The sequence below is a fragment of the Streptomyces sp. ISL-66 genome (assembly GCF_018614135.1).
GTDB lineage: Bacteria > Actinomycetota > Actinomycetes > Streptomycetales > Streptomycetaceae > Streptomyces.
On record NZ_JAGGOW010000099.1, the window covers coordinates 1 to 21,567 of the forward strand.

General features: G+C 72.4%; 22 protein-coding genes and 2 pseudogenes. 11 read left to right on the forward strand and 13 right to left on the reverse strand.

Annotated features, from left to right (window positions below; all coding sequences use genetic code 11):
* A pseudogene (locus J7E97_RS19190) lies at positions 1-231 on the reverse strand (cell surface protein); the annotation flags it as partial.
* Between the two features lie 598 nt (positions 232-829).
* Positions 830-1,816 carry a DUF5937 family protein gene (locus J7E97_RS19195; protein ID WP_215028652.1) on the reverse strand — a complete coding sequence of 329 codons (987 nt, stop codon included), beginning with the start codon at positions 1,814-1,816 and terminating at the stop codon, positions 830-832.
* Between the two features lie 78 nt (positions 1,817-1,894).
* Between J7E97_RS19195 and J7E97_RS19200 the strand changes: the two genes are divergently transcribed.
* Complete coding sequence (locus J7E97_RS19200) at positions 1,895-3,085, forward strand: MFS transporter (protein WP_215028653.1); 1,191 nt, start codon at positions 1,895-1,897, stop codon at positions 3,083-3,085.
* Positions 3,086-3,090: 5 nt separating this feature from the next.
* Here J7E97_RS19200 and J7E97_RS19205 read toward each other — a convergent pair whose 3' ends face one another.
* From J7E97_RS19205 to J7E97_RS19220, 4 genes are all read right to left on the reverse strand, one after another.
* Positions 3,091-3,534 (reverse strand): hypothetical protein, encoded by a 444-nt coding sequence (locus J7E97_RS19205; RefSeq protein WP_215028654.1) that lies wholly within the window; start codon positions 3,532-3,534, stop codon positions 3,091-3,093.
* Positions 3,531-3,815 carry a hypothetical protein gene (locus J7E97_RS19210; RefSeq protein WP_215028655.1) on the reverse strand — a complete coding sequence of 95 codons (285 nt, stop codon included), beginning with the start codon at positions 3,813-3,815 and terminating at the stop codon, positions 3,531-3,533. The genes J7E97_RS19205 and J7E97_RS19210 overlap by 4 nt, the downstream gene beginning before the upstream one ends.
* A 65-nt stretch (positions 3,816-3,880) precedes the next feature.
* Positions 3,881-6,358, reverse strand: a complete 2,478-nt coding sequence (locus tag J7E97_RS19215; RefSeq protein WP_215028656.1) for a cation-translocating P-type ATPase — start codon at positions 6,356-6,358, stop codon at positions 3,881-3,883.
* 99 nt (positions 6,359-6,457) lie between these two features.
* A complete protein-coding gene (locus J7E97_RS19220) occupies positions 6,458-6,739 on the reverse strand; it encodes a DUF2530 domain-containing protein (protein ID WP_215028657.1) in 282 nt (93 codons plus the stop codon).
* A 135-nt stretch (positions 6,740-6,874) separates the two neighbouring features.
* On the opposite strand from J7E97_RS19220, the gene J7E97_RS19225 reads away from it, so the two are divergent.
* Positions 6,875-8,281, forward strand: a complete 1,407-nt coding sequence (locus tag J7E97_RS19225) for an NCS2 family permease (protein ID WP_215028659.1) — start codon at positions 6,875-6,877, stop codon at positions 8,279-8,281.
* 34 nt (positions 8,282-8,315) lie between these two features.
* Here J7E97_RS19225 and J7E97_RS19230 read toward each other — a convergent pair whose 3' ends face one another.
* Positions 8,316-8,498 (reverse strand): hypothetical protein, encoded by a 183-nt coding sequence (locus J7E97_RS19230; RefSeq protein WP_030156886.1) that lies wholly within the window; start codon positions 8,496-8,498, stop codon positions 8,316-8,318.
* A 121-nt stretch (positions 8,499-8,619) separates the two neighbouring features.
* Between J7E97_RS19230 and J7E97_RS19235 the strand changes: the two genes are divergently transcribed.
* From J7E97_RS19235 to thpR, 3 genes are all read left to right on the forward strand, one after another.
* Positions 8,620-9,057 carry a MarR family winged helix-turn-helix transcriptional regulator gene (locus tag J7E97_RS19235; RefSeq protein ID WP_215028661.1) on the forward strand — a complete coding sequence of 146 codons (438 nt, stop codon included), beginning with the start codon at positions 8,620-8,622 and terminating at the stop codon, positions 9,055-9,057.
* A gap of 25 nt (positions 9,058-9,082) precedes the next feature.
* The gene (locus J7E97_RS19240; protein ID WP_215028663.1) at positions 9,083-10,438 is read left to right on the forward strand and encodes an MFS transporter; all 1,356 of its coding nucleotides are present in this window, start codon (positions 9,083-9,085) and stop codon (positions 10,436-10,438) included.
* Positions 10,439-10,565: 127 nt separating this feature from the next.
* Positions 10,566-11,156 (forward strand): RNA 2',3'-cyclic phosphodiesterase, encoded by a 591-nt coding sequence (thpR, locus tag J7E97_RS19245; RefSeq protein ID WP_215028664.1) that lies wholly within the window; start codon positions 10,566-10,568, stop codon positions 11,154-11,156.
* A 217-nt stretch (positions 11,157-11,373) separates the two neighbouring features.
* Here thpR and J7E97_RS19250 read toward each other — a convergent pair whose 3' ends face one another.
* Positions 11,374-12,363: an aldo/keto reductase gene (locus tag J7E97_RS19250; RefSeq protein WP_215028666.1), complete on the reverse strand. Its 990-nt coding sequence runs from the start codon at positions 12,361-12,363 to the stop codon at positions 11,374-11,376.
* A gap of 179 nt (positions 12,364-12,542) precedes the next feature.
* Positions 12,543-13,235, reverse strand: coding sequence for a GDSL-type esterase/lipase family protein (locus tag J7E97_RS19255; protein WP_215028668.1), 693 nt, complete (start codon positions 13,233-13,235; stop codon positions 12,543-12,545).
* Positions 13,236-13,311: 76 nt separating this feature from the next.
* On the opposite strand from J7E97_RS19255, the gene J7E97_RS19260 reads away from it, so the two are divergent.
* Entirely contained in the window at positions 13,312-14,364 is a 1,053-nt protein-coding gene (locus tag J7E97_RS19260; protein WP_215028671.1) for a WD40 repeat domain-containing protein, read from the forward strand.
* Between the two features lie 129 nt (positions 14,365-14,493).
* On the opposite strand, the gene J7E97_RS19265 is transcribed toward J7E97_RS19260, so the two are convergent.
* Positions 14,494-15,402, reverse strand: a complete 909-nt coding sequence (locus J7E97_RS19265) for a DUF3027 domain-containing protein (RefSeq protein ID WP_215028674.1) — start codon at positions 15,400-15,402, stop codon at positions 14,494-14,496.
* Between the two features lie 337 nt (positions 15,403-15,739).
* On the opposite strand from J7E97_RS19265, the gene J7E97_RS19270 reads away from it, so the two are divergent.
* The 4 genes from J7E97_RS19270 (at position 15,740) to J7E97_RS19285 (ending at position 19,356) form a co-directional block, all read left to right on the forward strand.
* The gene (locus J7E97_RS19270; protein ID WP_215028677.1) at positions 15,740-17,110 is read left to right on the forward strand and encodes an MFS transporter; all 1,371 of its coding nucleotides are present in this window, start codon (positions 15,740-15,742) and stop codon (positions 17,108-17,110) included.
* A gap of 80 nt (positions 17,111-17,190) precedes the next feature.
* Positions 17,191-17,676, forward strand: coding sequence for a DUF2771 domain-containing protein (locus J7E97_RS19275; protein WP_215028680.1), 486 nt, complete (start codon positions 17,191-17,193; stop codon positions 17,674-17,676).
* Positions 17,677-17,689: 13 nt separating this feature from the next.
* Positions 17,690-18,427, forward strand: coding sequence for a futalosine hydrolase (locus J7E97_RS19280; RefSeq protein ID WP_215028683.1), 738 nt, complete (start codon positions 17,690-17,692; stop codon positions 18,425-18,427).
* Positions 18,424-19,356, forward strand: a complete 933-nt coding sequence (locus tag J7E97_RS19285; protein ID WP_251054806.1) for a 1,4-dihydroxy-6-naphthoate synthase — start codon at positions 18,424-18,426, stop codon at positions 19,354-19,356. Before J7E97_RS19280 ends, J7E97_RS19285 begins: the two co-directional genes overlap by 4 nt.
* A 71-nt stretch (positions 19,357-19,427) precedes the next feature.
* On the opposite strand, the gene J7E97_RS36660 is transcribed toward J7E97_RS19285, so the two are convergent.
* A complete protein-coding gene (locus J7E97_RS36660) occupies positions 19,428-19,811 on the reverse strand; it encodes a cold-shock protein (RefSeq protein ID WP_215028693.1) in 384 nt (127 codons plus the stop codon).
* Between the two features lie 258 nt (positions 19,812-20,069).
* Here J7E97_RS36660 and J7E97_RS19295 point away from each other — a divergent pair, with 258 nt between their 5' ends.
* Entirely contained in the window at positions 20,070-20,348 is a 279-nt protein-coding gene (locus tag J7E97_RS19295; RefSeq protein WP_215028686.1) for a hypothetical protein, read from the forward strand.
* Between the two features lie 72 nt (positions 20,349-20,420).
* Here the strand turns inward: J7E97_RS19295 and J7E97_RS19300 are convergent, their stop codons facing one another.
* Together J7E97_RS19300 and J7E97_RS19305 are read right to left on the reverse strand one after the other, a co-directional pair.
* Positions 20,421-21,050: an HAD family hydrolase gene (locus tag J7E97_RS19300; RefSeq protein WP_215028689.1), complete on the reverse strand. Its 630-nt coding sequence runs from the start codon at positions 21,048-21,050 to the stop codon at positions 20,421-20,423.
* A 114-nt stretch (positions 21,051-21,164) separates the two neighbouring features.
* Positions 21,165-21,567, reverse strand: a pseudogene (locus J7E97_RS19305) (hypothetical protein); the annotation flags it as partial.

Below are 21,567 nucleotides of genomic sequence, written 5' to 3' on the forward strand. Positions count from 1 at the left end.
CACCGGATCCTGCGGCGCCACCGGCTTCACAGGGTCCCGAGGCTTCACCGGATCCTGCGGCGCCACCGGCTTCACAGGGTCCCGAGGCTTCACCGGATCCTGCGGCTTCACCGGATCCTGCGGCTTGACCGGATCCCGAGGTTTGACCGGGTCCTGCGGCACCACCGGCTTCACCGGATCCTGCGGCGTGACCGGATCCTGCGGCACCACCGGCGGCTCTTGCGGCTCCACCGGCTCTTCGACTGACGGCGGCGGCTCCTGCGGGTCCTCCGGAGGGGCAGGGTCGACTGGATCAAGTAGCGAGATGGGGGCCTCAGTGCGGGCTTGAGGAGCTCCCACGGCACTGGCCGTGCCTGCAATCCCGAGGGCGGCAGCCAAACAGGCGGCGCCAATGCAGCGAGAAACCTGTTGCCGGGCGGTTCTTGGCATGCTGGTTCGCCTGATTCGCCTCTTGCGGCGCGCCCGACGTGTGTCCTGCGAGATCCATAGAGTCGGGTTGCGCGAGGCCTTAACTCTACGCTTCATCCGCATGACGTCCCGATCCCAGGCCTCGACCGCCGCACCTGAGTAAGGCGAGGCCGTCGATACCGTGCACCGGATGCTCAGGAGTTGACCCGAGTCTGGACACCCCAAGCCGCCGCGGACCAGCCGGCGGCAGTTGCCGTACACCCGGTCCGTGTACCCCGCATCGGATCGGGCCGGCCACCCGTCCGCCCCGTTCGAGTACGCGCCGATCGGGCGCACTCCTCCCGCAAGCACGGTGCCTACCCGCGCCGCCGTGGAATCGTTGCACCATCCCGTACAAGGATGACCAGGCCCGCAACCCCGCTCAGCCCGCCGGTGTGAGCAGTGCGTCCGCGATGGCCGTGCGGGCGTAGAGCACCGAGCGGCCGGCGCGGTGGCCGGTGACCAGGCCCGCGTCGCGCAGCGCCGTCAGGTGCTGGGAGACCGCGGCGGCCGACAGGCCGGTGTGGCCGGCCAGTTGGGTGGTGGAGGCCGGGGTGTCGAGTTCGGCGAGGAGCAGGGTCCGGGAGCGGCCCAGTACGGCGGCGACCGCGTCGCAGGCCTTGGTGGTCCGGGGCTCCCAGAGGGTGCCGATACCCCGGGCGGGGTACGCCAGTTGGGGTGGCTCGGGGGCCACCGAGCGGGTCAGTACGCGGGGCCAGGCGAAGGCCGAGGGCACCAGGAGCAGCCCGGAGCCGGTCTCGGCCCGGCTCAGCGAGCAGTGCAGGCGGACCAGGCGCAGGGTTCCGGCGTCCCAGCTGACGGTGGAGTGGAGTTCGTTCAGGACGTGGGCGGAGCCGTGTTCGGCGACCTGCCGGGCGCGGTGGAACACGTCGGCCTCGAGCAAGTGGCGGATACGGGGCCAGTAGGGGGCGAGCGCGAGTTCCCAGTACGTCTCGATCTCGGCGGTGACCTTCTCCAGCGCGGCTTCGGGCTCCTCGTGGAGCAGCCGCAGGCGCGCCGCGGGCCGGGACTTCGCCGCCAGCACGCCGATGTCCTGGCGCACTTGCTCCGGAGTGCTGCGGCGGATGGCGGCCAACTCGGCGGCGAGCTCCGGGAAGGGACCGTGGGGCGTGGGGTTGAGGAAGTCCGCGAGGTAGCCGGGGCCCGGGATCAGGGCGGCGAGCCAGCCGCGGTCCAGGCCCGCGCCGAGCAGCCGGGGCCGCACCTGCGCGGCCCAGCGGCGGTGCAGCGGTGGATCGGCCTCGTCCCGCAGCAGCCTGAAGCTGGTGACGACCTCCCACATCGGAGACACCGCGAAGCGGGTCTGTGCCAGATCCGCCGCGGAGAAACTCAGTCCCGATTCCCTCATCGCGTCCCCCTCACCCCGTTGGATTCGGTCCCACCTTAATCAATAGGCCACGAGACGGCCCGGGCGCAGGCTCCTCCCATGTTCTCCTCCTTCCGCGGTCTCCCGTCCACCGTGTGGACCCTCTTCGCCGGCACGGTCGTCAACCGGCTCGGCCACCTCGTCACCCCGTTCCTGGTCTTCCTGATGGCCGACCGGGGCATCACCGGCTCCGACATCTCCTTCGTCCTGGGCGCCCTGGGCGCCGGCAATCTGCTCGGCCCGGCGCTCGGCGGGCTGCTCGCCGACCGGATCGGCCGCCGCCCGACCATGCTGATCGGCCTCCTCGGCTCCGCCGTCGCGCAGGGCGCGCTGTTCCTGGCCCCGGGGCTGTGGACGATGGCCGCGGCGGCCCTGCTGCTCAGCGCGGCCGGGGCGACCGTCCCGCCCGCCGCCTACGCGCTGATGGCCGACACGGTGGACACCGGATGGCGCCAGCCCGCGTACGCGCTGTTCGGCTGGGGCGTCAACATCGGCACGGCCGTCGCCGGAGTGCTCGGCGGCTTCCTGGCCGCGCACGGGTACTGGCTGCTCTTCGCCGTCGACGCCGCGACGGCCCTCGTCTACGCGGTCGTGGTCGCGACCCGGCTGCGCGAACCCGTCCGCACCGCGCCCCGCAAGGGCGCGGACCTGGGCTACGGGGTCGTCCTGCGGGACCGGCTGCTGCTCGCCCTGCTCCCGCTGCTCGGGATCCAGCTGTTCGTCTACTCGCTGACCGAGGTGGCCCTGCCGCTGGCCGTCCGCGACAGCGGGCTCTCGCCGGCCGTGTACGGGTCCCTGGCCGCGGTCAACGCCGTGCTGGTGGTGGCGCTGCAGCCGTTCGTCACGGCCCGGCTGTCGGGACTGCCGCAGCTGCCGGTGCAGGCGGCGGGCAGCGCGCTGATCGCCGTCGGGGTGGCCCTGACCGGGCTCGCGGACTCCGTCACCGGGTACGTGGTCTCGGTGGCCGTCTGGTCGCTCGGCGAGGCGGCCGTGGCCGGCATCGCCGCCGCGGTGGTGGCCGACCTGGCCCCGGCCGACGCCCGCGGCCGCTACCAGGGCGCCTTCTCCTGGACCTGGGGATTCGCCCGCTTCTCGGCCCTCACCGTGGGCGTCGCCCTCTACACCGGCCTCGGGGCGGGCGTCCTGTGGTGGGGCGCCCTGGTCGTCGGCCTCCTCGCCGCGGTGGCGGTCCTGGGCCTGCGCACCCGGATCGCGGCCCGCACGGAGCAGGACCACGGGCTGGCAGCGTAGGGCCGCTAGACGGGCTGGACCACGACGGGATGCCCCGACAGAAGCCGCTCCAGGTCGTCCACGTCGGAGGTGAACACCGTCACCTGTTCGCCTCGCCTCGACTTCGCGACCGCGACGGCGGCGAGAACGGCGTCGATGGCGTACTTGTGGCCATGCAATCCCGCCTCCGTGAGGAGTGCGCGAGCGATACCGACCACCGAGTCATCCGCGTGGACGACCTCGACGCGGGACATGGCCCAGTCCCAGAGCCGGGGCGCCTTGCCCGGCCGTGGATCCCAGGCCTCCAGTGCCGTGAGCCCTGAGGTGACGACCGGCGTCTTGCGCTCCCAGGCCGTGTTCACCAGGCCGAGGACGGCCCGGTCCCCCCGCACCGCTTTGGACAGCGCCTCGGAGTCGAAGACGAACAGCCTGGGGCGCGGGAGGGTCTCGGGCTTCGACCGTGGCGTCATGCCGCCTGTCCGGAGTCGTGCTTCACCTCGGCTCCGGCTCTCAGCGCATCGTGTTTGGCGTCGATCGCGGCGAGCCAATCGTCCGTGGCACGGAGTTCCTCGTCGGTCAGGGCGCCGTGCTCCTCCTGGAGTCCGGCCGCCAGCTCACCCAGCTTGTCCATCGCATCCCTGCGCGCTGCCGCTTCCGTGATCCACGCCGACACTCCCCGCGCGTCGACCCGGGACCGGATTGACTCCAGGAGCTCTTCAGGCACGGTAATCGTGATCTTCTTCGTAGCCATATATCGAGTATGACTCGCATGCGAAGGGTCCGTCCAGCCCTCGAAAGGGTGAAGCAGCCGACGGGCTACGCCGGGAACCTGCGGTCCACCCACCGGAAGGTGAACTCGATGAGGGCGGCCGCGGCGGCGGCGATGGCCACGGCGATCCACGGCATCACCGCGCCCTCCAGCTTGAGCTGGAAGAAGTCCTGCAGCCACGGCACGACCAGGACGATCAGGAAGGCCGCGCCCATCGCGCCGACCAGCCCGACCCGCCACCACGTGTACGGGCGGGCGATGATCGCCAGGACCCACATGGAGGTCAGGAACAGGGCGAGCGTCGCCGCGCTGGTCTCGGCCTTGAGGGCGTCCGGGCCGCTGTAGTGGTGCCGGGCGATCAGGTAGGTCAGGAAGGTGGCGACGGCGGCGACGCCACCGCCCGGGATCGCGTACCGCATCACGCGTTTCACGAAGTGGGGCTTGGCCCGCTCCTTGTTCGGGGCGAGGGCCAGGAAGAAGGCGGGGATGCCGATGGTGAGCGTGGACAGCAGCGTCAGGTGGCGCGGCAGGAACGGGTACTCGACCTGGGAGCAGACCACCAGGACGGCGAGCAGCACCGAGTAGACCGTCTTCGTGAGGAAGAGGGTGGCGACGCGGGTGATGTTGCCGATGACGCGGCGGCCCTCGGCGACCACCGAGGGGAGGGTGGAGAAGCTGTTGTTCAGCAGCACGATCTGCGCCACGGCGCGGGTGGCCTCCGAGCCGGAGCCCATGCTCACGCCGATGTCGGCGTCCTTGAGCGCGAGCACGTCGTTGACCCCGTCGCCGGTCATCGCGACCGTGTGGCCCTTGAACTGGAGGGCGGCGACCATGTCCCGCTTCTGCTGCGGGGTGACCCGGCCGAAGACGGAGTTCCCGTCGAGGACCTCGGCCATGGCGGCCCGATCGGTGGGCAGTTCGCGGGCGTCGACGGTGCTGTCCGCGCCCGGCAGCCCCAGCTTGCCGGCCACCGCGCCGACCGAGACCGCGTTGTCGCCGGAGATGACCTTGGCCTTGACGTCCTGGTCCTCGAAGTAGCGCAGCGTGTCGGCGGCGTCGGGGCGCAGCCGCTGCTCCAGGACGATGAGGGCGGTCGGCCTGACCCCGGTGGCCACGGCGGCGTCGTCGAGTTCGCGGGCGGCCCTGCCCAGCAGGAGGACCCGCAGGCCCTGCTCGTTGAGTTCGTTGATCTCCTCCAGGGCCGGGTCCCCGGCCGGGAGCAGCACGTCGGGGGCGCCGAGCAGCCAGGTGTTGTTCTCGCCGTCGCCCTCGCTGAAGCTGGCGCCGCTGTACTTGCGGGCGGAGGAGAAGGGCAGGGATTCGGTGCAGCGCCATTCGGCGCTGTCGGGGTAGGCGTCGATGATCGCCTGGAGGCTGGCGTTGGGGCGGGGGTCGGACTCGCCGAGCGCGCCGAGCACCTTCTTGACGTACGAGGCCTCCGCGCCGCCGAGCGGGCGGCACTCGGTGACGTCCATGCCGCCCTCGGTGAGGGTGCCGGTCTTGTCGAGGCAGACGACGTTGACGCGGGCGAGGCCCTCGATGGCGGGCAGCTCCTGGACCAGGCACTGCTTGCGGCCCAGCCGGATGACGCCGATGGCGAAGGCGACGGAGGTGAGGAGGACGAGGCCTTCGGGGATCATCGGGACGATGCCGCCGACGGTCCGGGCGACGGCGTCCTTGAAGTTGTCGTCCTTGACGATCAGCTGGCTGACGACGAGGCCGAGGGAGGTCGGGATCATCATCCAGGTGACGTACTTGAGGATGGTGGAGATGCCGGAGCGCAGCTCGGAGTGGACGAGCGTGAACCGGGAGGCCTCTTCGGCCAGCTGGGCGGCGTAGGCCTCGCGGCCGACTTTGGTGGCGGTGAAGGCGCCGCCGCCGGCGACGACGAACGAGCCGGACATGACCGGGTCGCCGTGCTTCTTCAGGACGGGGTCGGCCTCGCCGGTGAGGAGAGACTCATCGATCTCCAGGCCGTCGGCCTCGCCGACGGCGCCGTCGACGACGACCTTGTCGCCGGGGCCGAGTTCGATGACGTCGTCGAGGACGATCTCCGAGGTGGAGATCTCGGCGGTCCTGCCGTCGCGGCGGACGCTGGGTTTGGCCTCCCCGATGACGGCGAGCCCGTCCAGGGTCTTCTTGGCCCGCAGCTCCTGGATGATGCCGATGCCGGTGTTCGCGATGATCACGAACCCGAAGAGGCTGTCCTGGATCGGCGCGACGAAGAGCATGATCACCCACAGGACGCCGATGATGGCGTTGAACCGGGTGAAGACGTTGCCGCGGACGATGTCGGGCGTGGAGCGGCTGCTGCGGACGGGGACGTCGTTGACGGCTCCGCGCGCGACGCGCTCGGCGACTTCGGCGGTGGTCAGTCCGCCGGGCTTGAAGCGCGGGGCGGGCGGCTTGACCGGGTGTACGGGATCGAGCTCGGCGCCCGCGTCGATGGCGGTCCCGGCGGCCGCGCCCCCGCCACCGGCCCCCGGCTCCGGTCCCTCTGCTTCGATCTTCGCCCGCTGCGTCATGCTTTCGACGGTAAAGGGCGATTCAACGCTTCACCCGCCGAGCGGGCCGAAGATCCGACTTCGGGATGAGCGGAATCCTCCGCTGGTAGCCCCTGTGTTTCAGCTCGCTCGGGGGTCGCCGTCCCGCGCGGCCGACGCGTCGGCGTGGCGCTTGAGGGCGGCCTCACGGCCCCGGACGTACCAGAGGCCGATCAGGCCGAGGAAGCCGCCGGCCGCGCAGGTCCAGACCCACCACAGCAGGTCCCGGTCCGCGAACCACGCGTAGAAGGGGAGCTGGACGACGAAGAGGACGAACCAGATGATCGTGCCGCCCAGGACGGTCCCGACGACCGGGCCCTCCAGGGGCTCGGGGGCCTCGTGCTGAGCAGTCCATTTCGCCATGGGGGCCAGTCTAGGCCGCTCGGGCCTTGGTCTACGCGCGGAGATAGACGGTGCTTCGTTCATGTGTTCATACTGAAACGGTTTGAGAATGGCCCCTTTTCGCCGTATGAAACCACCAATGAGGACCAGGACCGTATGAGCACGTCGGCCCCCATGGACCGCTACTTCAAGATCTCCGAGCGCGGCTCGACCATCGGCCGCGAGGTCCGCGGCGGCTTCGCGACCTTCTTCGCGATGGCCTACATCATCGTGCTGAACCCGATCATCCTGGGCAGCGCGAAGGACATGTACGGGCACCAGCTCGACGGCGGCCAGCTCGTGACCGCCACCGTCCTGACGGCCGCCTTCTCCACCCTCCTCATGGGCGTCATCGGCAACGTCCCGATCGCGCTCGCCGCCGGCCTCGGCGTCAACACCGTGGTCGCCCTCCAGCTCGCCCCGCGCATGAGCTGGCCCGACGCCATGGGCATGGTGGTCCTGGCCGGCTTCGTGGTGATGCTGCTCGTCGCCACCGGGCTGCGCGAGCGCGTCATGAACGCCGTCCCGCTGGGCCTGCGCAAGGGCATCGCGATCGGCATCGGCCTGTTCATCCTGCTGATCGGCCTGGTCGACTCGGGCTTCGTCACCCGCATGCCCGATGTCGCGCACACCACGGTCCCGCTCCAGCTCGGCACCGACGGGCACCTGCACGGCTGGCCCGTACTGATCTTCGTGATCGGCGTGCTGCTGACGCTGACCCTGATCATCCGCAAGACCCCCGGCGCGATCCTGATCTCCATCGTGGTCATGACCCTCGCCGCCGTCGCCGTGCAGCTGATCACCGAGCTCCCCGCCGCGGCCTGGGGCCTGACCGTCCCGGAATGGCCCGGCAACCCGGTGGCCGCGCCCGACTTCGGGCTCGTCGGTCAGGTCAGCCTGTTCGGCGGCTTCGGCAAGGTGGGGGTGCTGACCGGCATCCTCTTCGTCTTCACCGTGCTGCTGTCCTGCTTCTTCGACGCCATGGGAACCATCCTCGGCGTCGGCGACGAGGCCAAGCTGACCAAGCCGGACGGCACCTTCCCCGGGATCAACCGGGTCCTGTTCGTGGACGGCCTGGCCGTAGCCTCGGGCGGCGCGACGTCCTCCTCCGCCACCACCTGCTTCGTGGAGTCCACCGCGGGCGTCGGCGAAGGCGCCCGTACGGGCCTGGCGAACGTGGTGACCGGCGGTCTCTTCACCGTGTCGCTGTTCCTCACCCCGCTCGCCACGATGGTCCCCTCGCAGGCCGCCACCCCCGCCCTCGTGGCGGTCGGCTTCCTGATCCTGGCCGGTTCGGTCAGGGACATCGACTGGGGCGACTTCACCATCGCCGTGCCGGCCTTCCTGGCCATGGTGATGATGCCGTTCACCTACTCGATCACCAACGGCATCGGCATCGGCTTCGTGGCCTTCGCCGTACTGCGGCTGGCGACCGGCCGGGGCCGCGAGGTCCCGGCCGCCATGTACGTCGTGTCGGCGGTGTTCGTCTTCTACTACGCGATGCCCGCGCTCGGCCTCACGTAGCGGGGCCGCGGCCGGGCCCCGGCACTCACGCGCCTCACGTGAGGCCGTAGAACTTCTCCGTCTCGTCGACGGCCGCCTTGAAGCGTTCGTCGAAATCGTCGCGAATGAGCGTCCGGACCACATAGTCCTGGACGCTCATTCCGCGTTTCGCCGCATGAGTCCGGAGCCTGTCGAGGAGCTCCCCGTCTATGCGCATGCTCAGCACATGTGTCCCCATGCCCGAAAGGGTCGGGGCACAGGGCCTGGACGCGTGTCACTTTCCGGAGCGGACTCACCCGTACGAGTGACGTGAGACACCTGGTGTTCCTTAGGTAGAGTAATGAGTTACTCTAAAGAACATGCATGACCTTTCCCATGGTGACGACGCAGCCGCCGTGAACGACCTCCGCTCCGCCGTCATGCGGCTGGGCCGGCGCCTCAAGCACCAGCGCGTCGACGAATCGCTGAGCCCCACCGAGATGTCGGTGCTCGGCACCCTCGCCCGCTGCGGCCACGCCACCCCAGGTGAGCTGGCCCGGCGCGAGCACGTACAGCCGCCGTCGATGACCCGCATCGTGGCGCTGCTGGAGGCCAAGGGACTGGTCACGCTGGAGCCGCACGCCGACGACCGCCGCCAGAAGGTGGTCCGCCAGACCGAGGAGGCCGAAGCGATGCTCGAAGAGAGCCGTCGCAAGCGCAACGCCTTCCTGGCCGGGCTCGCGGCCGAGCTCACCGAGGACGAATGGGCCAAGCTCCGCGAGGCCGCGCCCGTCCTGGACAAGCTCGCGCACCTATAGGAACGACGCCAGGAGGCGACCCCTTTTGAGTACGGGACCCGGAGCAGACTCCGCCCCCGGCCACATACCCACCACTACGCGCGCGCCGGACACCGCCGCCGAGCACCCGAAGAACTCGATGTTCAGCTCGCTGAAGATCCGCAACTACCGGCTCTTCGCCACGGGCCAGGTCGTCTCGAACACCGGCACGTGGATGCAGCGCATCGCCCAGGACTGGCTGGTCCTCTCCCTGACCGGCTCCGCCTCGGCCGTCGGCATCACCATCGCGCTGCAGTTCCTGCCGATGCTGCTGTTCGGCCTCTACGGAGGCGTACTCGCCGACCGGCTCCCGAAGCGGCCGCTGCTGCTCTGCACGCAGGCCGCGATGGGCCTCACCGGCATCGCGCTCGCCGTCCTCACCCTCGCCGGCCACGTACAGGTCTGGCACGTCTACCTCGCCGCCTTCACGCTCGGCCTGGTCACCGTCGTGGACAACCCGGCCCGGCAGACCTTCGTCTCCGAGATGGTCGGCAAGGACCAGGTCGCCAACGCGGTCAGCCTGAACTCGGCCAACTTCCAGTCCGCGCGCCTGGTCGGCCCGGCGATCGCCGGCGTCCTGATCACCGCCGTCGGCTCCGGCTGGGCCTTCCTGCTGAACGGCCTCTCCTTCGCGGCCCCGATCGTGGGCCTGCTGCTGATGCGGACGCACGAGCTACACCGGGCCGAGGTCCAGCCGCGCGCCAAGGGCCAGCTGCGGGAAGGCCTGCACTACGTCGCCGGCCGACCCGAGCTGATCTGGCCGATCGTGCTCGTCGGATTCATCGGCACCTTCGGCTTCAACTTCCCGATCTGGCTGTCGGCGTTCGTCAGCAAGGTGTTCCACGGCGACGCGGGCACCTACGGGCTCTTCAACACGCTCATCGCGGCGGGCTCCCTCGCGGGCGCGCTGCTGGCGGCCCGCCGGGGCCTCTCCCGGCTGCGGCTGCTGGTCGCGGCGGCGGTGCTCTTCTCCGTGCTGCTCCTGGTGACCGCCTTCGCACCCGGCTTCTGGCTGTTCGCGGCGCTGCTCGTCCCGATCGGCGTGTTCGGTCTGACGGTCAACGTCACGGCGAACTCCAGCGTGCAGATGGCCACGGACCCGGAGATGCGGGGCCGGGTGATGGCCCTGTTCATGATGGTCTTCACCGGCGGCACCCCCATCGGCGCCCCGCTGGTCGGCTGGGTCACCGACACCTACGGCGCGCGGATCGGCATGGCCTGCGGCGGAGCCGCTTCGCTCGCCGCGTCGGTCGCCATCGCCGTTGCCCTGGCCCGTGTCGGCAACCTCCGCCTCAGCGTGAACCGCCACGGCATCACCTTCGTCCCGTCCCCCCGCGGCCGCGAGATGGTCACGGCCGCGTAGGGCCGACCGGCGGGGCCGGATCCCGGCCCCGCCGGCGAGGCGGCCGCGGGGGGTCCGTCGGGGGGCCGTGGGCCGGCCGCCGCGGAACGGCGCCGCGCGCGGGCCACAGCACGATTACGCTCGGCTCATGAGACTGTTCGCCGCCGTCCTGCCGCCCGCGACCGCGGTCGCCGAACTGGCCGAAGCCGTGCGGCCCCTGCGCGACGGCCATCTACGGTGGACCGCGGAAGCAGGCTGGCACTTCACGCTCGCCTTCATGGGCGAGGTCGGGGAGCGCCTGCTCCCCGAGTTGCACACGCGGCTCGCCCGCGCGGCGGCCCGTACCGAACCCTTCGCGCTGCGCCTGCACGGCGCCGGACACTTCGGCCACCGCTCCCTGTGGGCCGGCGCCGCCGGGGACCTCGACGCACTGCGGATGCTCGCCGAGCGGGCCGACGCCGCCGCCCGCCGGGCCGGGGTACCGATGGACCAGCACCACCGGTACACGCCCCACCTCACCCTCGGCCGGCTCCGCGACGAGTCGGCCGACGTGCGTCCGTACGTCGAGCGGCTCGCCCCCTTCGAGGGCGCCCCCTGGCGGGTCACCACGCTCACCCTGGTCCGCAGCAACCTGCCCACCAGCGGGGTGCCCGGCGAGCAGCCCCGCTACGAGACCGTCGGCGCCTGGCCGCTCTCGACGCCCCCGGCCACCTCGGCCGACGACACCGGCCGGCCGTAGCCGCTTGCGCTCCACCCGCCCCGCCGCCGCCCCCGCGTCCACGGTGCGGGGGCTGCCGCGTTAGTCTCGACGGGTGGATCCGAAGACCAGAAACCGTGTGATGGCCGGTGTGCTCGTGCTGATGTTCGTCGTCGTGGCCGTGGCGGCCGCCGTAGGGCAGTAGCGGCGGCCGAAGGGCCGCCGCACCCTTCCGGGGCGGTCCGAACCGCCCCGGCGGCTACCAGGCGAACGCCTCCGGCGAGGGCCCCGGCCCCGGGAAGACCTCGTCGAGCCCGGACAGCACCTCCTGCGACAGCTCCAGCTCCACCGCCCGCAGCGCGGACGCGAGCTGCTCCGCCGTGCGCGGCCCGACGATCGGCCCCGTGACCCCGGGACGCGTCAGCAGCCAGGCCAGGGCGACCTCGCCGGGCTCCAGGCCGTGCTTGTCCAGCAGGTCCTCGTACGCCTGCACCTGCGCCCGTACGGAACTGTTCGCGAGCGCGTCCGCCGAGCGGCCGGTGGACGACCGCCCGGACTCCGCCGACTTGCGGATCGCCCCGCCCAGCAGGCCCCCGTGCAGGGGCGACCACGGGATGACGCCGAGCCCGTACGCCTCGGCGGCCGGGATGACCTCCATCTCCGCGCGCCGCTCGGCGAGGTTGTAGAGGCACTGCTCGCTGACGAGCCCGAGCCTCCCGCCGCGCGCCGCGGCCTCGTTGGCCTGGGCGATCTTCCAGCCGGGGAAGTTCGAGGACCCCGCGTAGAGGATCTTGCCCTGCTGGATCAGGACCTCGACGGCCTGCCAGATCTCCTCGAAGGGCGTCAGCCGGTCCACGTGGTGGAACTGGTAGAGGTCGATGTAGTCGGTGTTCAGGCGCTTGAGGCTGGCCTCGACGCCCCGCCGGATGTTCAGCGCCGACAGGCGGTCGAAGTTGGGCCACGGGTCGCCCTCGGCGGCCATGCTCCCGTAGACCTTGGTGGCGAGGACCGTCTTCTCCCGCCGCCCGCCGCCCTGGCTGAACCAGGTACCGATGATCTCCTCGGTACGGCCCTTGTTCTCGCCCCATCCGTAGACGTTGGCGGTGTCGAAGAAGTTGATTCCGGCGTCGAGGGCCGTGTCCATGAGGGCGTGGCTTTCGGGCTCTCCCGTCTGGGGGCCGAAGTTCATGGTGCCGAGGACGAGTCGGCTGACCTTGAGACCGGTGCGTCCGAGCTGGGTGTACTTCATGGGGCACCAGCCAACTGCTTGGAGTGGACTCGATGCAAGACCCGTCCGTGAAGGGCGTAGGGCATGTCGTGCGGAGCGCCCCGGGGGACGGCGTCCCGGACACCCGGCCAACTACCCCGTCAGACCTGAGGTCAGACACCCGGTCAGACACCCGGTCAGACACCCGGTCAGCCCTCCGGTCAGCCGTCCCGGGCGGGCCGGTACGGGGCGCCGATGCCCCAGGCCTGGTGGAGGACCGCCGCGAACTCGCCCGCCAGGCGGTGCTCGCCGGAGGCGTTGGGGTGGGTGCCGTCGTAGGTGTCGTGGTGGATCTCGTACGAGTCCGGTCGCGCGGCCAGCAGGACCGGTGAGGCGGCGGTCGACAGGTCGGCGACCGCCTTCGCGAGCAGCTCGTTGAACCGCTCGACCTCCGCCGCGAACGGCGCGTCGTCCAGGGCCCGGACGTTGGGGATGACGGGCAGCAGGACCATCCGGATCCCGGGACGTGCGGCGCGGGCCTCGGCGATGAACCGGCGGGCGTTGTCGGCCGTGGCCTCGGCGCCGGTGTAGAAGCCGAGGTCTATCAGCCCGAGGGAGACGAGCAGGACGTCGGCCCTGCCGGCGCGGGCGGCGGGCCCGATGAGCGGGGCCATGTGCTGCCAGCCCTCGCCCCAGCCGGCCAGGTGGCGGCGGGCGTGCTCCGGGAAGCCGGGGTCGGCGTACTCGTGGCTGGTCGCGGCGTCCGCGAAGGTGTCGTAGACCTCCCGGCGCGGGCCGACGATCTCGTACGGGCCGCCGAAGGTCGCGTTGAGGTGCTGCCACATCCGGTAGCGCCAGGTGTAGTCGCCGGCGCGTCCGATGGTCATGGAGTCGCCGACGAACATGAAACGCATCCGGTCATCATCGCGGATCACGCGACCGCGGCCCCTGTGATGCCGGACACGCGGGGCGGGCTGGCAGGCTAGGGGGATGCGCCCGCACCTGCTGCCGTCGACCGCCGTCTGCGCCCTGGCCGTTCTGGCCGTTCCGGCCGCCGCGGCCGCCGCCGTCGCCGCCCCGAGTCCCGCCCCGTCCGGGTTCACGATCACCGACCCCCGGATCAAGGAGTCGAGCGGGCTCGCGGCCAGCCGGATCCATCCGGGCGTGTATTGGACCCACAACGACAGCGACGACGGGCCGTACGTGTACGCCGTGGACTCGGCGACCGGCAGGACGCTCGCCCGGATCACGATGACGGGCGTCGGCAAGCCCCGGGACGTCGAGGCGATCTCCCTGGGACCCGACGGACAGCTGTACGTCGGCGACATCGGGGACAACCTCGGTGGCTCCTGGGACCACGTGTGGGTCTACCGCTTCCCCGAGCCGAAGGGAACGCTCGGCGACGCCACCGTCAAGGCCGAGCAGTTCACCGTGAAGTACGCGGACGGGCCGCGGAACGCGGAGGCGCTGATGGTGCATCCGGTCACGGGGCGGGTGTACATCGCGAGCAAGGACGAACGCGCGGGCGGTCTCTACGAAGGCCCCGCGACGCTGTCCGCGTCCGGTACGAACACCTTCCGGCGGATCGGGGACGTGCCGTGGGTCACCGACGGGGCCTTCTCCCCGGACGGGGGGCGGCTCGCACTGCGGGGGTACCTGTGGGCGAAGACGTACCCGTGGAAGGACGGCCGGCTGGCCGGGGACGGGGAGCAGGTGGCCGCGCCGTGGCAGGGGCAGGCGGAGTCCGTGACGTACACGGCCGACGGGTCGGCGCTGATGTTCGGGGCGGAGGGGGCGGGAAGCCGGGTCGTGGCCGTGCCGGTCACCCGCGGGGGGACCTCGCCGGGGCCGTCTTCGGGGTCGGCCGGCTCGTCCGGGTCGGCGGGCCCGTCCGGTGCTTCGGCCGCGCCCGGGCCCGGCGGTGCTTCGCCCTCACCCGAGGGCGGGGGGAGCTTCACCAAGGGCGCGATGGTCCTGGTGGTGGCGACGGCCCTGACGCTGGCCGCGAAGCGGATCCTGCGCCGGCGGCCGCCGAAGCGGTGACCCGGCCGTCCGGTCCCGCCGGGTCCGCCTCGCCCAGGGGCCCCGTGCCCAGGGGCCCCACGCCCAGGGGCCCCATGCCCGGAGCGGGTGCCCGGCAGGTGCCTACCGGGCCCGGGCCGGCCGGGAGGGTCAGGAGTGGCCGAGGTCCGCGGGAAGGACGTCCGTGGTCGGGACCGAGCCCGAGTCGGCCGCCGGGCGGAGGTGGAACTCGTCCGAGCCCATGGAGTCGAGCACCGGCGGCGCGGGCCGCGGGGTCTTCGGCATGACGGCGGCCTCCGAGTGGCCCCCGCATCCGTAGGACAGGGAGACCAGGTGGCCGTCCGCCGGACCGAACTCGTTCGCGCAGACGCCGAACGCCTGGCCCAGCGATCCGCCGATCGCGACGAGGAATCCGCAGGACACGCACGAGGCGGGGGCCGCCTGCGCCATCGGGGTCTTCGCGCCGAAGGACTCGTCCCAGCGGTCGGCCGCGCTGTGCAGGCCGTAGCGGGACAGGACGCGCGCACGGCGCATGCCGAGCTCTTCGGCCACCGAGGTGATGGAGCCGCGGACCGGGACGACCGCACGGTCCGTGACGTCGGCGTCCTCCGCCTCGACCAGCTCGGCCATCTCGGCGGAGACCACCGAGTTCGGCGGCGGCGCGTCCTCGCCGGACCAGCCCGGCTCCAGCCGCAGGTCCTCGGCGTCCGTCGGGAGCAGGTCCCCGGGTCCCATGTCCCCGGGCCGCAGCCGCTCGCTCCACGGCACCCACTCGGGGGCCAGCAGGGCGTCGTCGCCGGGCAGCAGCACCGTTTCGTCGAGGGTGACGTTCTTCGCGCGGGAGGCGCGGGTCACCGTCACGGCCCAGCGCCAGCCCCGGTAGGCCGGGTCCTTGCACTCGAAGAAGTGCGTGACGACCCTGTCACCCTCCGACACGGCGGCCAGGTGTGCGCCCACCACACCGGGGGCGGCGGCTTCCTCAGCCGACGCGCGGGCGAGATCTACCGCCTCGACGCACAGGCGGTCGGGGGTACGGCTTCGCGTCGTCGCAGCACTCACAGGTCTCGTTCTCTCCTACGCCGTCTCACGAGTGCGCCGTCCGTACTTGTCGTCCACAACGACCCGCCGGCTGTCCCTACGTAGCGCGGGCGGAGCGGACCAGAGGGCCGCGTCGACGTCCGCGCCCGATCGGGTTCCAGGGCGCACCTTCCTGCGATCCATTCTGCGGGATCGCGAAGAGGCGCGCAGCCAGGAACAGCCGCCGGTGGCGCGCTACGCACGCTACCTCCTCCGGCGGCTCCGGCCCACATGCAAGGTCCGATTCGCGGACAACCCCACTACCGGCCATCTCCCCACGACGCGCCGGGACGGGTCTCGGCGGGCCGAGTGGGGCACTATGGGCCACGTGGCACCCGTACGGTCGTCCGACGACGGCTCGGGACCGGCCAGGCGGGCCGGCCGGGCCGTCGGGCGTGCCCTGCACCTGCCCTTCACCGGTACGGCGCGCGGGATCCGGCGGGCCACGCACGCGCACGGAGCCGGCGAATCGGGTCTCGGCAAGCTGATCGAGCTGCACGCGATCAATGGCGCCGGCGATGTGATGATCACCGTCGCGCTCGCCTCCACCGTCTTCTTCTCCGTTCCCACGGACGAGGCACGCGGCCGGGTGGCCCTCTACCTCGCCATCACCATGGCCCCCTTCACCCTCCTGGCCCCGGTGATCGGCCCGCTGCTGGACCGTCTGCCGCACGGGCGGCGCGCCGCGATGGCGGGCGCGATGCTCACGCGGGCACTGCTGGCGGTGATGATGTCGGGCGCGGTGGCCACGGGCGGCCTGGAGCTGTACCCGGCCGCACTCGGGGTCCTCGTCGCCTCCAAGGCCTACGGCGTCGTACGCAGCGCGGTGGTCCCCAGGCTCCTCCCGCCCAAGTTCTCGCTGGTCAAGGCGAACTCCCGGGTCACGCTGGCCGGCCTGCTGGCCACGGGCGCGGCGGCGCCCGTCGCCGCCGGCCTGCACGCGATCGGGCCGCCGTGGCCGCTCTACGGGGCCTGCGCGATCTTCATCTGGGGCACGTTCGCGGCGTTCAGCCTGCCGCACAAGGTGGACGAGGCGAAGGGCGAGCGCCGGGCGCGGCTGTCCACCCACGAGGCGCACTCGAAGCGGCCGGGGCTGCGGACGGTCAGCCGGCCGGTGCTGTGCGGGCTGCTGGCGAACGCGTCGATGCGCGGGCTGTCCGGGTTCCTGATCTTCTTCCTGGCGTTCCTGCTGCGCGATCATCCGCTCGCCGGACAGAGCGCGGCGGTCTCGCTGGGCATCGTCGGGGTCTCTGCGGGCGTCGGGAACGCCTTCGGGACGGCGGTGGGCGCGTGGTTGCGGTCCCGCGCGCCCGAGGTGATCATCGCCGCCGTGCTGTGCCTGACCCTCGCGGTCGCGATCGTCGCGGCGGTCTTCTTCAGCGGGGTCCTCATGGCCGTGCTGGGCGCGACGGCCGGCTTCTGCCAGGCCCTCGCCAAGCTGTCGCTGGACGCGATGATCCAGCGCGACGTCCCGGAGGCCGTCCGCACTTCCGCCTTCGCCCGGTCCGAGACCCTGCTCCAGGTCGCGTGGGTACTGGGCGGCGCGATCGGCATCGCCCTGCCCCTCAACGGCGTCCTCGGCATGTCCGTGGCCGCCGCGGTAGTGGCCCTGGGCACGACGATGGCGCTCCGCGGCCTCCTCACCACCCCGCGCGGCCACCGCACGCCCTCCCGCCCCCGGGTGGCGTAGCCGGTGCGGCTCGCGCGACGGCGGCACACCGTAGGACCCCGTGCAGCGGCGCGGCGCACCGGCCCGATAGCCTTCGGCTCATGACCGCACCGCGTTTCTCGGGTAGGGGCCGCCGCAGCGTCGCGGCCCTCGGAGCCGTTTCCGCCGGCCTCCTCCTCCTCTCCGCCTGTGACAAGCCGACGCCGCTGGCGACCGTGACGGTCGCCACCACGTCGGTGTCGGCCGAAGCCGCCTGCCGCGACGGCAAGGAGCTCACGGCCGAGAAGGTCCAGGAGTGCTTCACCGATCTGAAGGACGCCAAGACCGTCGAGTACGGCCGCGGCGACACCCTGCGCCTGGGCGTCGAGCCCGATGTCGTCGAGAACGGCAACAAGTGGCAGGCGGTCCTGGACGGCCAGCAGATCACCGAGCCCTCCAGCAACACCTACGACAGCTTCCCGGGCGCCGACCTCTTCCTCACCGGCGGCCAGGGCGAGGCCCCCGCCTCGAAGAAGCTCAACATCGTCCAGGTCTCCCCGGACGGCAAGCCCCTCGCCGTCTGGGCCTTCAACATCAAACTCAAGTAAGCACGTACCCCCGGTGCGCGTGCTCATCGTGACCGCGGTGGCGGCGGAGGCGGACTCCGTCGTCCGCGGCCTGCCCGGTCCGCCCCCTCGGCCGGACCACACCCCCGGCCCCGAGCCGCACACCCTTCCCGGTGGTTACCTCATCCACCACCGGGGGAACTTCGACGTCCTGGTGGCCGGCGTCGGCCCGGCCGCCGCGGCGGCCGGGACGGCGACCGCCCTGGCCCTGGCCGCCCGGGCCCCCGCGCCCGACGGCTACTCCCTCGTCGTCTCCGCCGGCATCGGCGGCGGGTTCGCGCCCGCCGCCCCGGGCGGCTCCCTCGTGGTCGCCGACGCGATCGTCGCCGCCGACCTGGGCGCCGAGACCCCGCAGGGATTCCTGACCGTCACGGAACTCGGCTTCGGCCACAGCGTGCACCTGCCTCCCGCCGAGCTCGCCGCGCGCGCCGCCGAGGCGACCGGGGCGCTGCTCGCGCCCGTGCTGACCGTCTCCACCGTCACCGGCACCGCCGACGGCGCGGCCCGCCTCGCCGCCCGGCATCCGCTCGCCGGGGCCGAGGCCATGGAGGGCTTCGGGGTCGCGGAGGCCGCCGCCGCGCACGGGCTGCCCGTCCTGGAGGTCCGTGCCGTCTCCAACGCCGTCGGGCCGCGCGACCGGGCCGCCTGGCGGATCGGTGACGCGCTGGCCGCCCTGACCGACGGCTTCCGGGCGCTGGGACCCGTACTCACCGCTTGGGGAGGACCCTCATGAACGCCGTGGACGCTGCGACCGCAGGGGACGCCGGGGACGCCGGGGACGCCGCGAACGCGGTGAACGCCGGGGAGGCCGGGGACGCCGGGAAGCCCGTGCGGATCGCCTACTCGCCCTGCCCGAACGACACCTTCGTCTTCGACGCCTGGGCGCACGGCCGCGTCCCCGGCGCGCCCGCCCTCGACGTCACCTTCGCGGACATCGACGTCACCAACGGCATGGCCGAGCGCGGCGAGCTGGACGTCCTGAAGGTGTCCTACGCCGTCCTGCCGTGGGTGGTCGGGGAGTACGCGCTGCTGCCCTGCGGCGGTGCGCTCGGCCGCGGCTGCGGCCCCCTCGTCCTCACCCGCGAGCCGGGGCTGGAGCTGACCGGCAAGACGGTCGCCGTCCCGAGCGAACGCTCCACCGCCTACCTGCTGTTCCGGCTGTGGGCCGCCGACGTGCTGCCCGGGGACGTCGGCAAGGTGGTCGTGCTGCCGTTCCACGAGATCATGCCGGCCGTGCGCGACGGCCGCGTGGACGCCGGACTGGTCATCCACGAGGCCCGGTTCACCTACCGGGACTACGGACTGCACTGCCTGGCCGACATGGGCGAGCACTGGGAGTCCACGACCGGCCTGCCGATCCCGCTCGGCGCGATCATCGCCAAGCGGTCGCTGGGCGCGGACGCGCTGCGCGCACTGGCCGCGTCGGCCCGCACGTCGGTCCGGATGGCCTGGGACGACCCGGAGGCTTCCCGCCCGTACGTACGGGCGCACGCGCAGGAACTGGACCCGGCGGTCGCGGACCAGCACATCGGGCTGTACGTCAACGAGTTCACCGCCGACCTCGGCGACGCCGGCTACGCGGCGGTGCGCGGACTGCTCACGCGGGCGGCAGCGGAGGGCCTTGTTCCGGCCATTGCCGCCGACGCGCTGGCCTTCCCGTAGCCGACGGCTGTGCCCCGCCTCCCCTGAGGGGGGCGGGGCACAGTGGTGTCCGGCTCAGACGTCCTGGTCGCTCAGACGTCCATCTGGTCGGCGACCGCGCGCAGCATCCCGGCGATCTGCGCACCGTGCACCCTGTCGGGGTAGCGGCCCCGCTCCAGTTGCTGCGTGACGTTCTCCAGCACGGTCGTGAGGTCCTGCACGATGGAGGCGAGCTCATCCGGCTTGCGCCGCTGCCCGACCGCGACGGAGGGCGCGGGATCCAGGACGATCACCGAAAGTGCCTGGTCACCGCGTTGCCCCGCGACGACGCCGAACTCGACGCGCTGGCCGGGCTTGAGCGCGTCCACGCCGTCGGGCAGCACCGACGAGTGGACGAAAACATCGCCGCCGTCGTCGCGGGAGAGAAAGCCGAAGCCCTTCTCGCTGTTGAACCACTTGACCTTGCCGGTAGGCAAAGCACGCACCCCGTCTCACCATCGAGCCGAACCAACATGTCTCAACAGGTCAGGGTATCCAGGCCCGAGGGCCGTGACTGCCTGCTATTCAGAGCGAACCCTCGCCCGTGACATACCCCCCGTCAAGTCTGGCCGAACGTGCTGCGTCTGGATCTCGTCCATGAGCATCCGCGGAGCCAAACATCGGGCTCGCGGGCAATGCGCTGCGCCTGCGGCAGCGACGCGGACGCGGACGCGCCGGGGAACTACCCTGGCCGGGTGACTGTCACTCCTCAGCCCGAGCCCCGGCACGCGGACACCGACCCCGACGCGCCCCGCCCCGGCGACGCGCTCGTCAAGGCCGGCGGCATCGTCTTCATCCTCGGCGCCGTCGCCACGCTCGCCACGATGGCTCCCCTGTTCCTGGACACCGAGCCGTTCCCGTCGTACGCGTGGGCCGTGTGCATGCTCATGGGCGTCGGCTTCGCCATCTCGGCGGCGGGCGTGCTGCGCTCGGCCGCCTCGCAGCGCAGCGCCGCCCGCGCGTCGCAGGCGTAGGCGTAGGCGTAGGCGTACTCCGACGCGTAGGCGCGAGCGGCGCGGGGACGGGGCGGGGGTGGCGGGCTTCGGCTACGCCGACCGCGTGCGGGCGTACTCCTCGAGCCACCGCGGCAGTTCCGTGAGGTCCGCCAGCACCACGTCGGCGCCCGCCGCCCGCAGTTCGTGTTCCGGGCACGGGCCGGTCGGGACCGTCACCGACAGGGCGCCGGCCGCACGGGCGCCCCGTACGTCGCCGACGTGGTCGCCCACGTAGACCTGGGCGCCGTACTCGCGCAGGGCCTCCGCCTTGGCCTCCGCCCACAGCCAGCCGACCAGCGCGTCGGGCTTGATGCCCAGGTGGTCCAGGTGCAGCCGGGCGTTCGGCTCGTACTTGGCGGTGACGACGATCGCGCGGCCGCCGAGGGCCCGGACGGCCTCGATCGCCTCGCGGGCTCCGGGCATCGCCGGGCTCGGCGCGATGGCATGTGTGGGATAGATCTCCCGGAACCGGTCGGCCACGGCCGGGATCCGCTCCTGCGGGAACCAGTGCGCGAGCTCCGTGTCCAGCGGCGGCCCGAGGCGGGAGACGACGGCGTCGGCGTCGATGAAGGTCCCCGTCTCGGCCGAAAGCGCCTGGAAGGCGGCCTTGATGCCCGGACGGGAGTCGATGAGGGTCATGTCGAGGTCGAATCCGACGGTCAGAAGCGTTGCGGAGGTCATAGCGCCATTGTGCCGAGACGCCGGCGCGGCCCTCCCGGCGCGGGCGGGGCGAAGCCCGGAGGCGAAGCCCGCGAGGCGCCGGCGCCGCGTCAAGCGGAAGGCGCCGGCTCCGCGTCAAGAAGGCGGGGCGCCGCGGCGGCGGGAGCGCCAGAAGAGGTAGAGCGCCGAGGCCACGGCCGCGGACCGCGCCAGCCAGGGCAGCATGCCGTGGAAGACCGCGCCCAGACCCTCGTCCGTGAGCGGCGCCCCCCACCGCCCGTTCAGCCGGCCCCACAGCCACACCACCGCGGCCGCGAACACCGCACCCGGCAGCCCGAAGACCACCCACTTGCGCTCCGCGGGACCCAGCACACGCGAGGCGTACGCGAGCAGCCAGCCCGCCGCGAGCAGCAGCCAGTAGCCCAAGACGGCGCCCGCGGCCAGCGCGATCGCCGCGAGCAGCAGGAACGCGTGCGGCTTCGGCCGCGCCGCGGCCGCCGCGTCCCCGGCCGCGGCGGAAGCCGCCTCCGCCTTCGCG

Coding starts and splice junctions, on each gene's coding strand:
- J7E97_RS19255 (WP_215028668.1), bottom strand. CDS start 13,235: ATGCGTTTCATGTTCGTCGGCGACTCCATGACCATCGGACGCGCCGGC.
- J7E97_RS19260 (WP_215028671.1), top strand. CDS start 13,312: ATGCGCCCGCACCTGCTGCCGTCGACCGCCGTCTGCGCCCTGGCCGTT.
- J7E97_RS19285 (WP_251054806.1), top strand. CDS start 18,424: ATGAACGCCGTGGACGCTGCGACCGCAGGGGACGCCGGGGACGCCGGG.
- J7E97_RS19195 (WP_215028652.1), bottom strand. CDS start 1,816: ATGAGGGAATCGGGACTGAGTTTCTCCGCGGCGGATCTGGCACAGACC.
- J7E97_RS19270 (WP_215028677.1), top strand. CDS start 15,740: ATGGGCCACGTGGCACCCGTACGGTCGTCCGACGACGGCTCGGGACCG.
- thpR (WP_215028664.1), top strand. CDS start 10,566: ATGAGACTGTTCGCCGCCGTCCTGCCGCCCGCGACCGCGGTCGCCGAA.
- J7E97_RS19300 (WP_215028689.1), bottom strand. CDS start 21,050: ATGACCTCCGCAACGCTTCTGACCGTCGGATTCGACCTCGACATGACC.
- J7E97_RS19230 (WP_030156886.1), bottom strand. CDS start 8,498: ATGGGGACACATGTGCTGAGCATGCGCATAGACGGGGAGCTCCTCGAC.
- J7E97_RS19205 (WP_215028654.1), bottom strand. CDS start 3,534: ATGACGCCACGGTCGAAGCCCGAGACCCTCCCGCGCCCCAGGCTGTTC.
- J7E97_RS19220 (WP_215028657.1), bottom strand. CDS start 6,739: ATGGCGAAATGGACTGCTCAGCACGAGGCCCCCGAGCCCCTGGAGGGC.
- J7E97_RS19250 (WP_215028666.1), bottom strand. CDS start 12,363: ATGAAGTACACCCAGCTCGGACGCACCGGTCTCAAGGTCAGCCGACTC.
- J7E97_RS19275 (WP_215028680.1), top strand. CDS start 17,191: ATGACCGCACCGCGTTTCTCGGGTAGGGGCCGCCGCAGCGTCGCGGCC.
- J7E97_RS19225 (WP_215028659.1), top strand. CDS start 6,875: ATGAGCACGTCGGCCCCCATGGACCGCTACTTCAAGATCTCCGAGCGC.
- J7E97_RS19200 (WP_215028653.1), top strand. CDS start 1,895: ATGTTCTCCTCCTTCCGCGGTCTCCCGTCCACCGTGTGGACCCTCTTC.
- J7E97_RS19235 (WP_215028661.1), top strand. CDS start 8,620: ATGCATGACCTTTCCCATGGTGACGACGCAGCCGCCGTGAACGACCTC.
- J7E97_RS19215 (WP_215028656.1), bottom strand. CDS start 6,358: ATGACGCAGCGGGCGAAGATCGAAGCAGAGGGACCGGAGCCGGGGGCC.
- J7E97_RS19210 (WP_215028655.1), bottom strand. CDS start 3,815: ATGGCTACGAAGAAGATCACGATTACCGTGCCTGAAGAGCTCCTGGAG.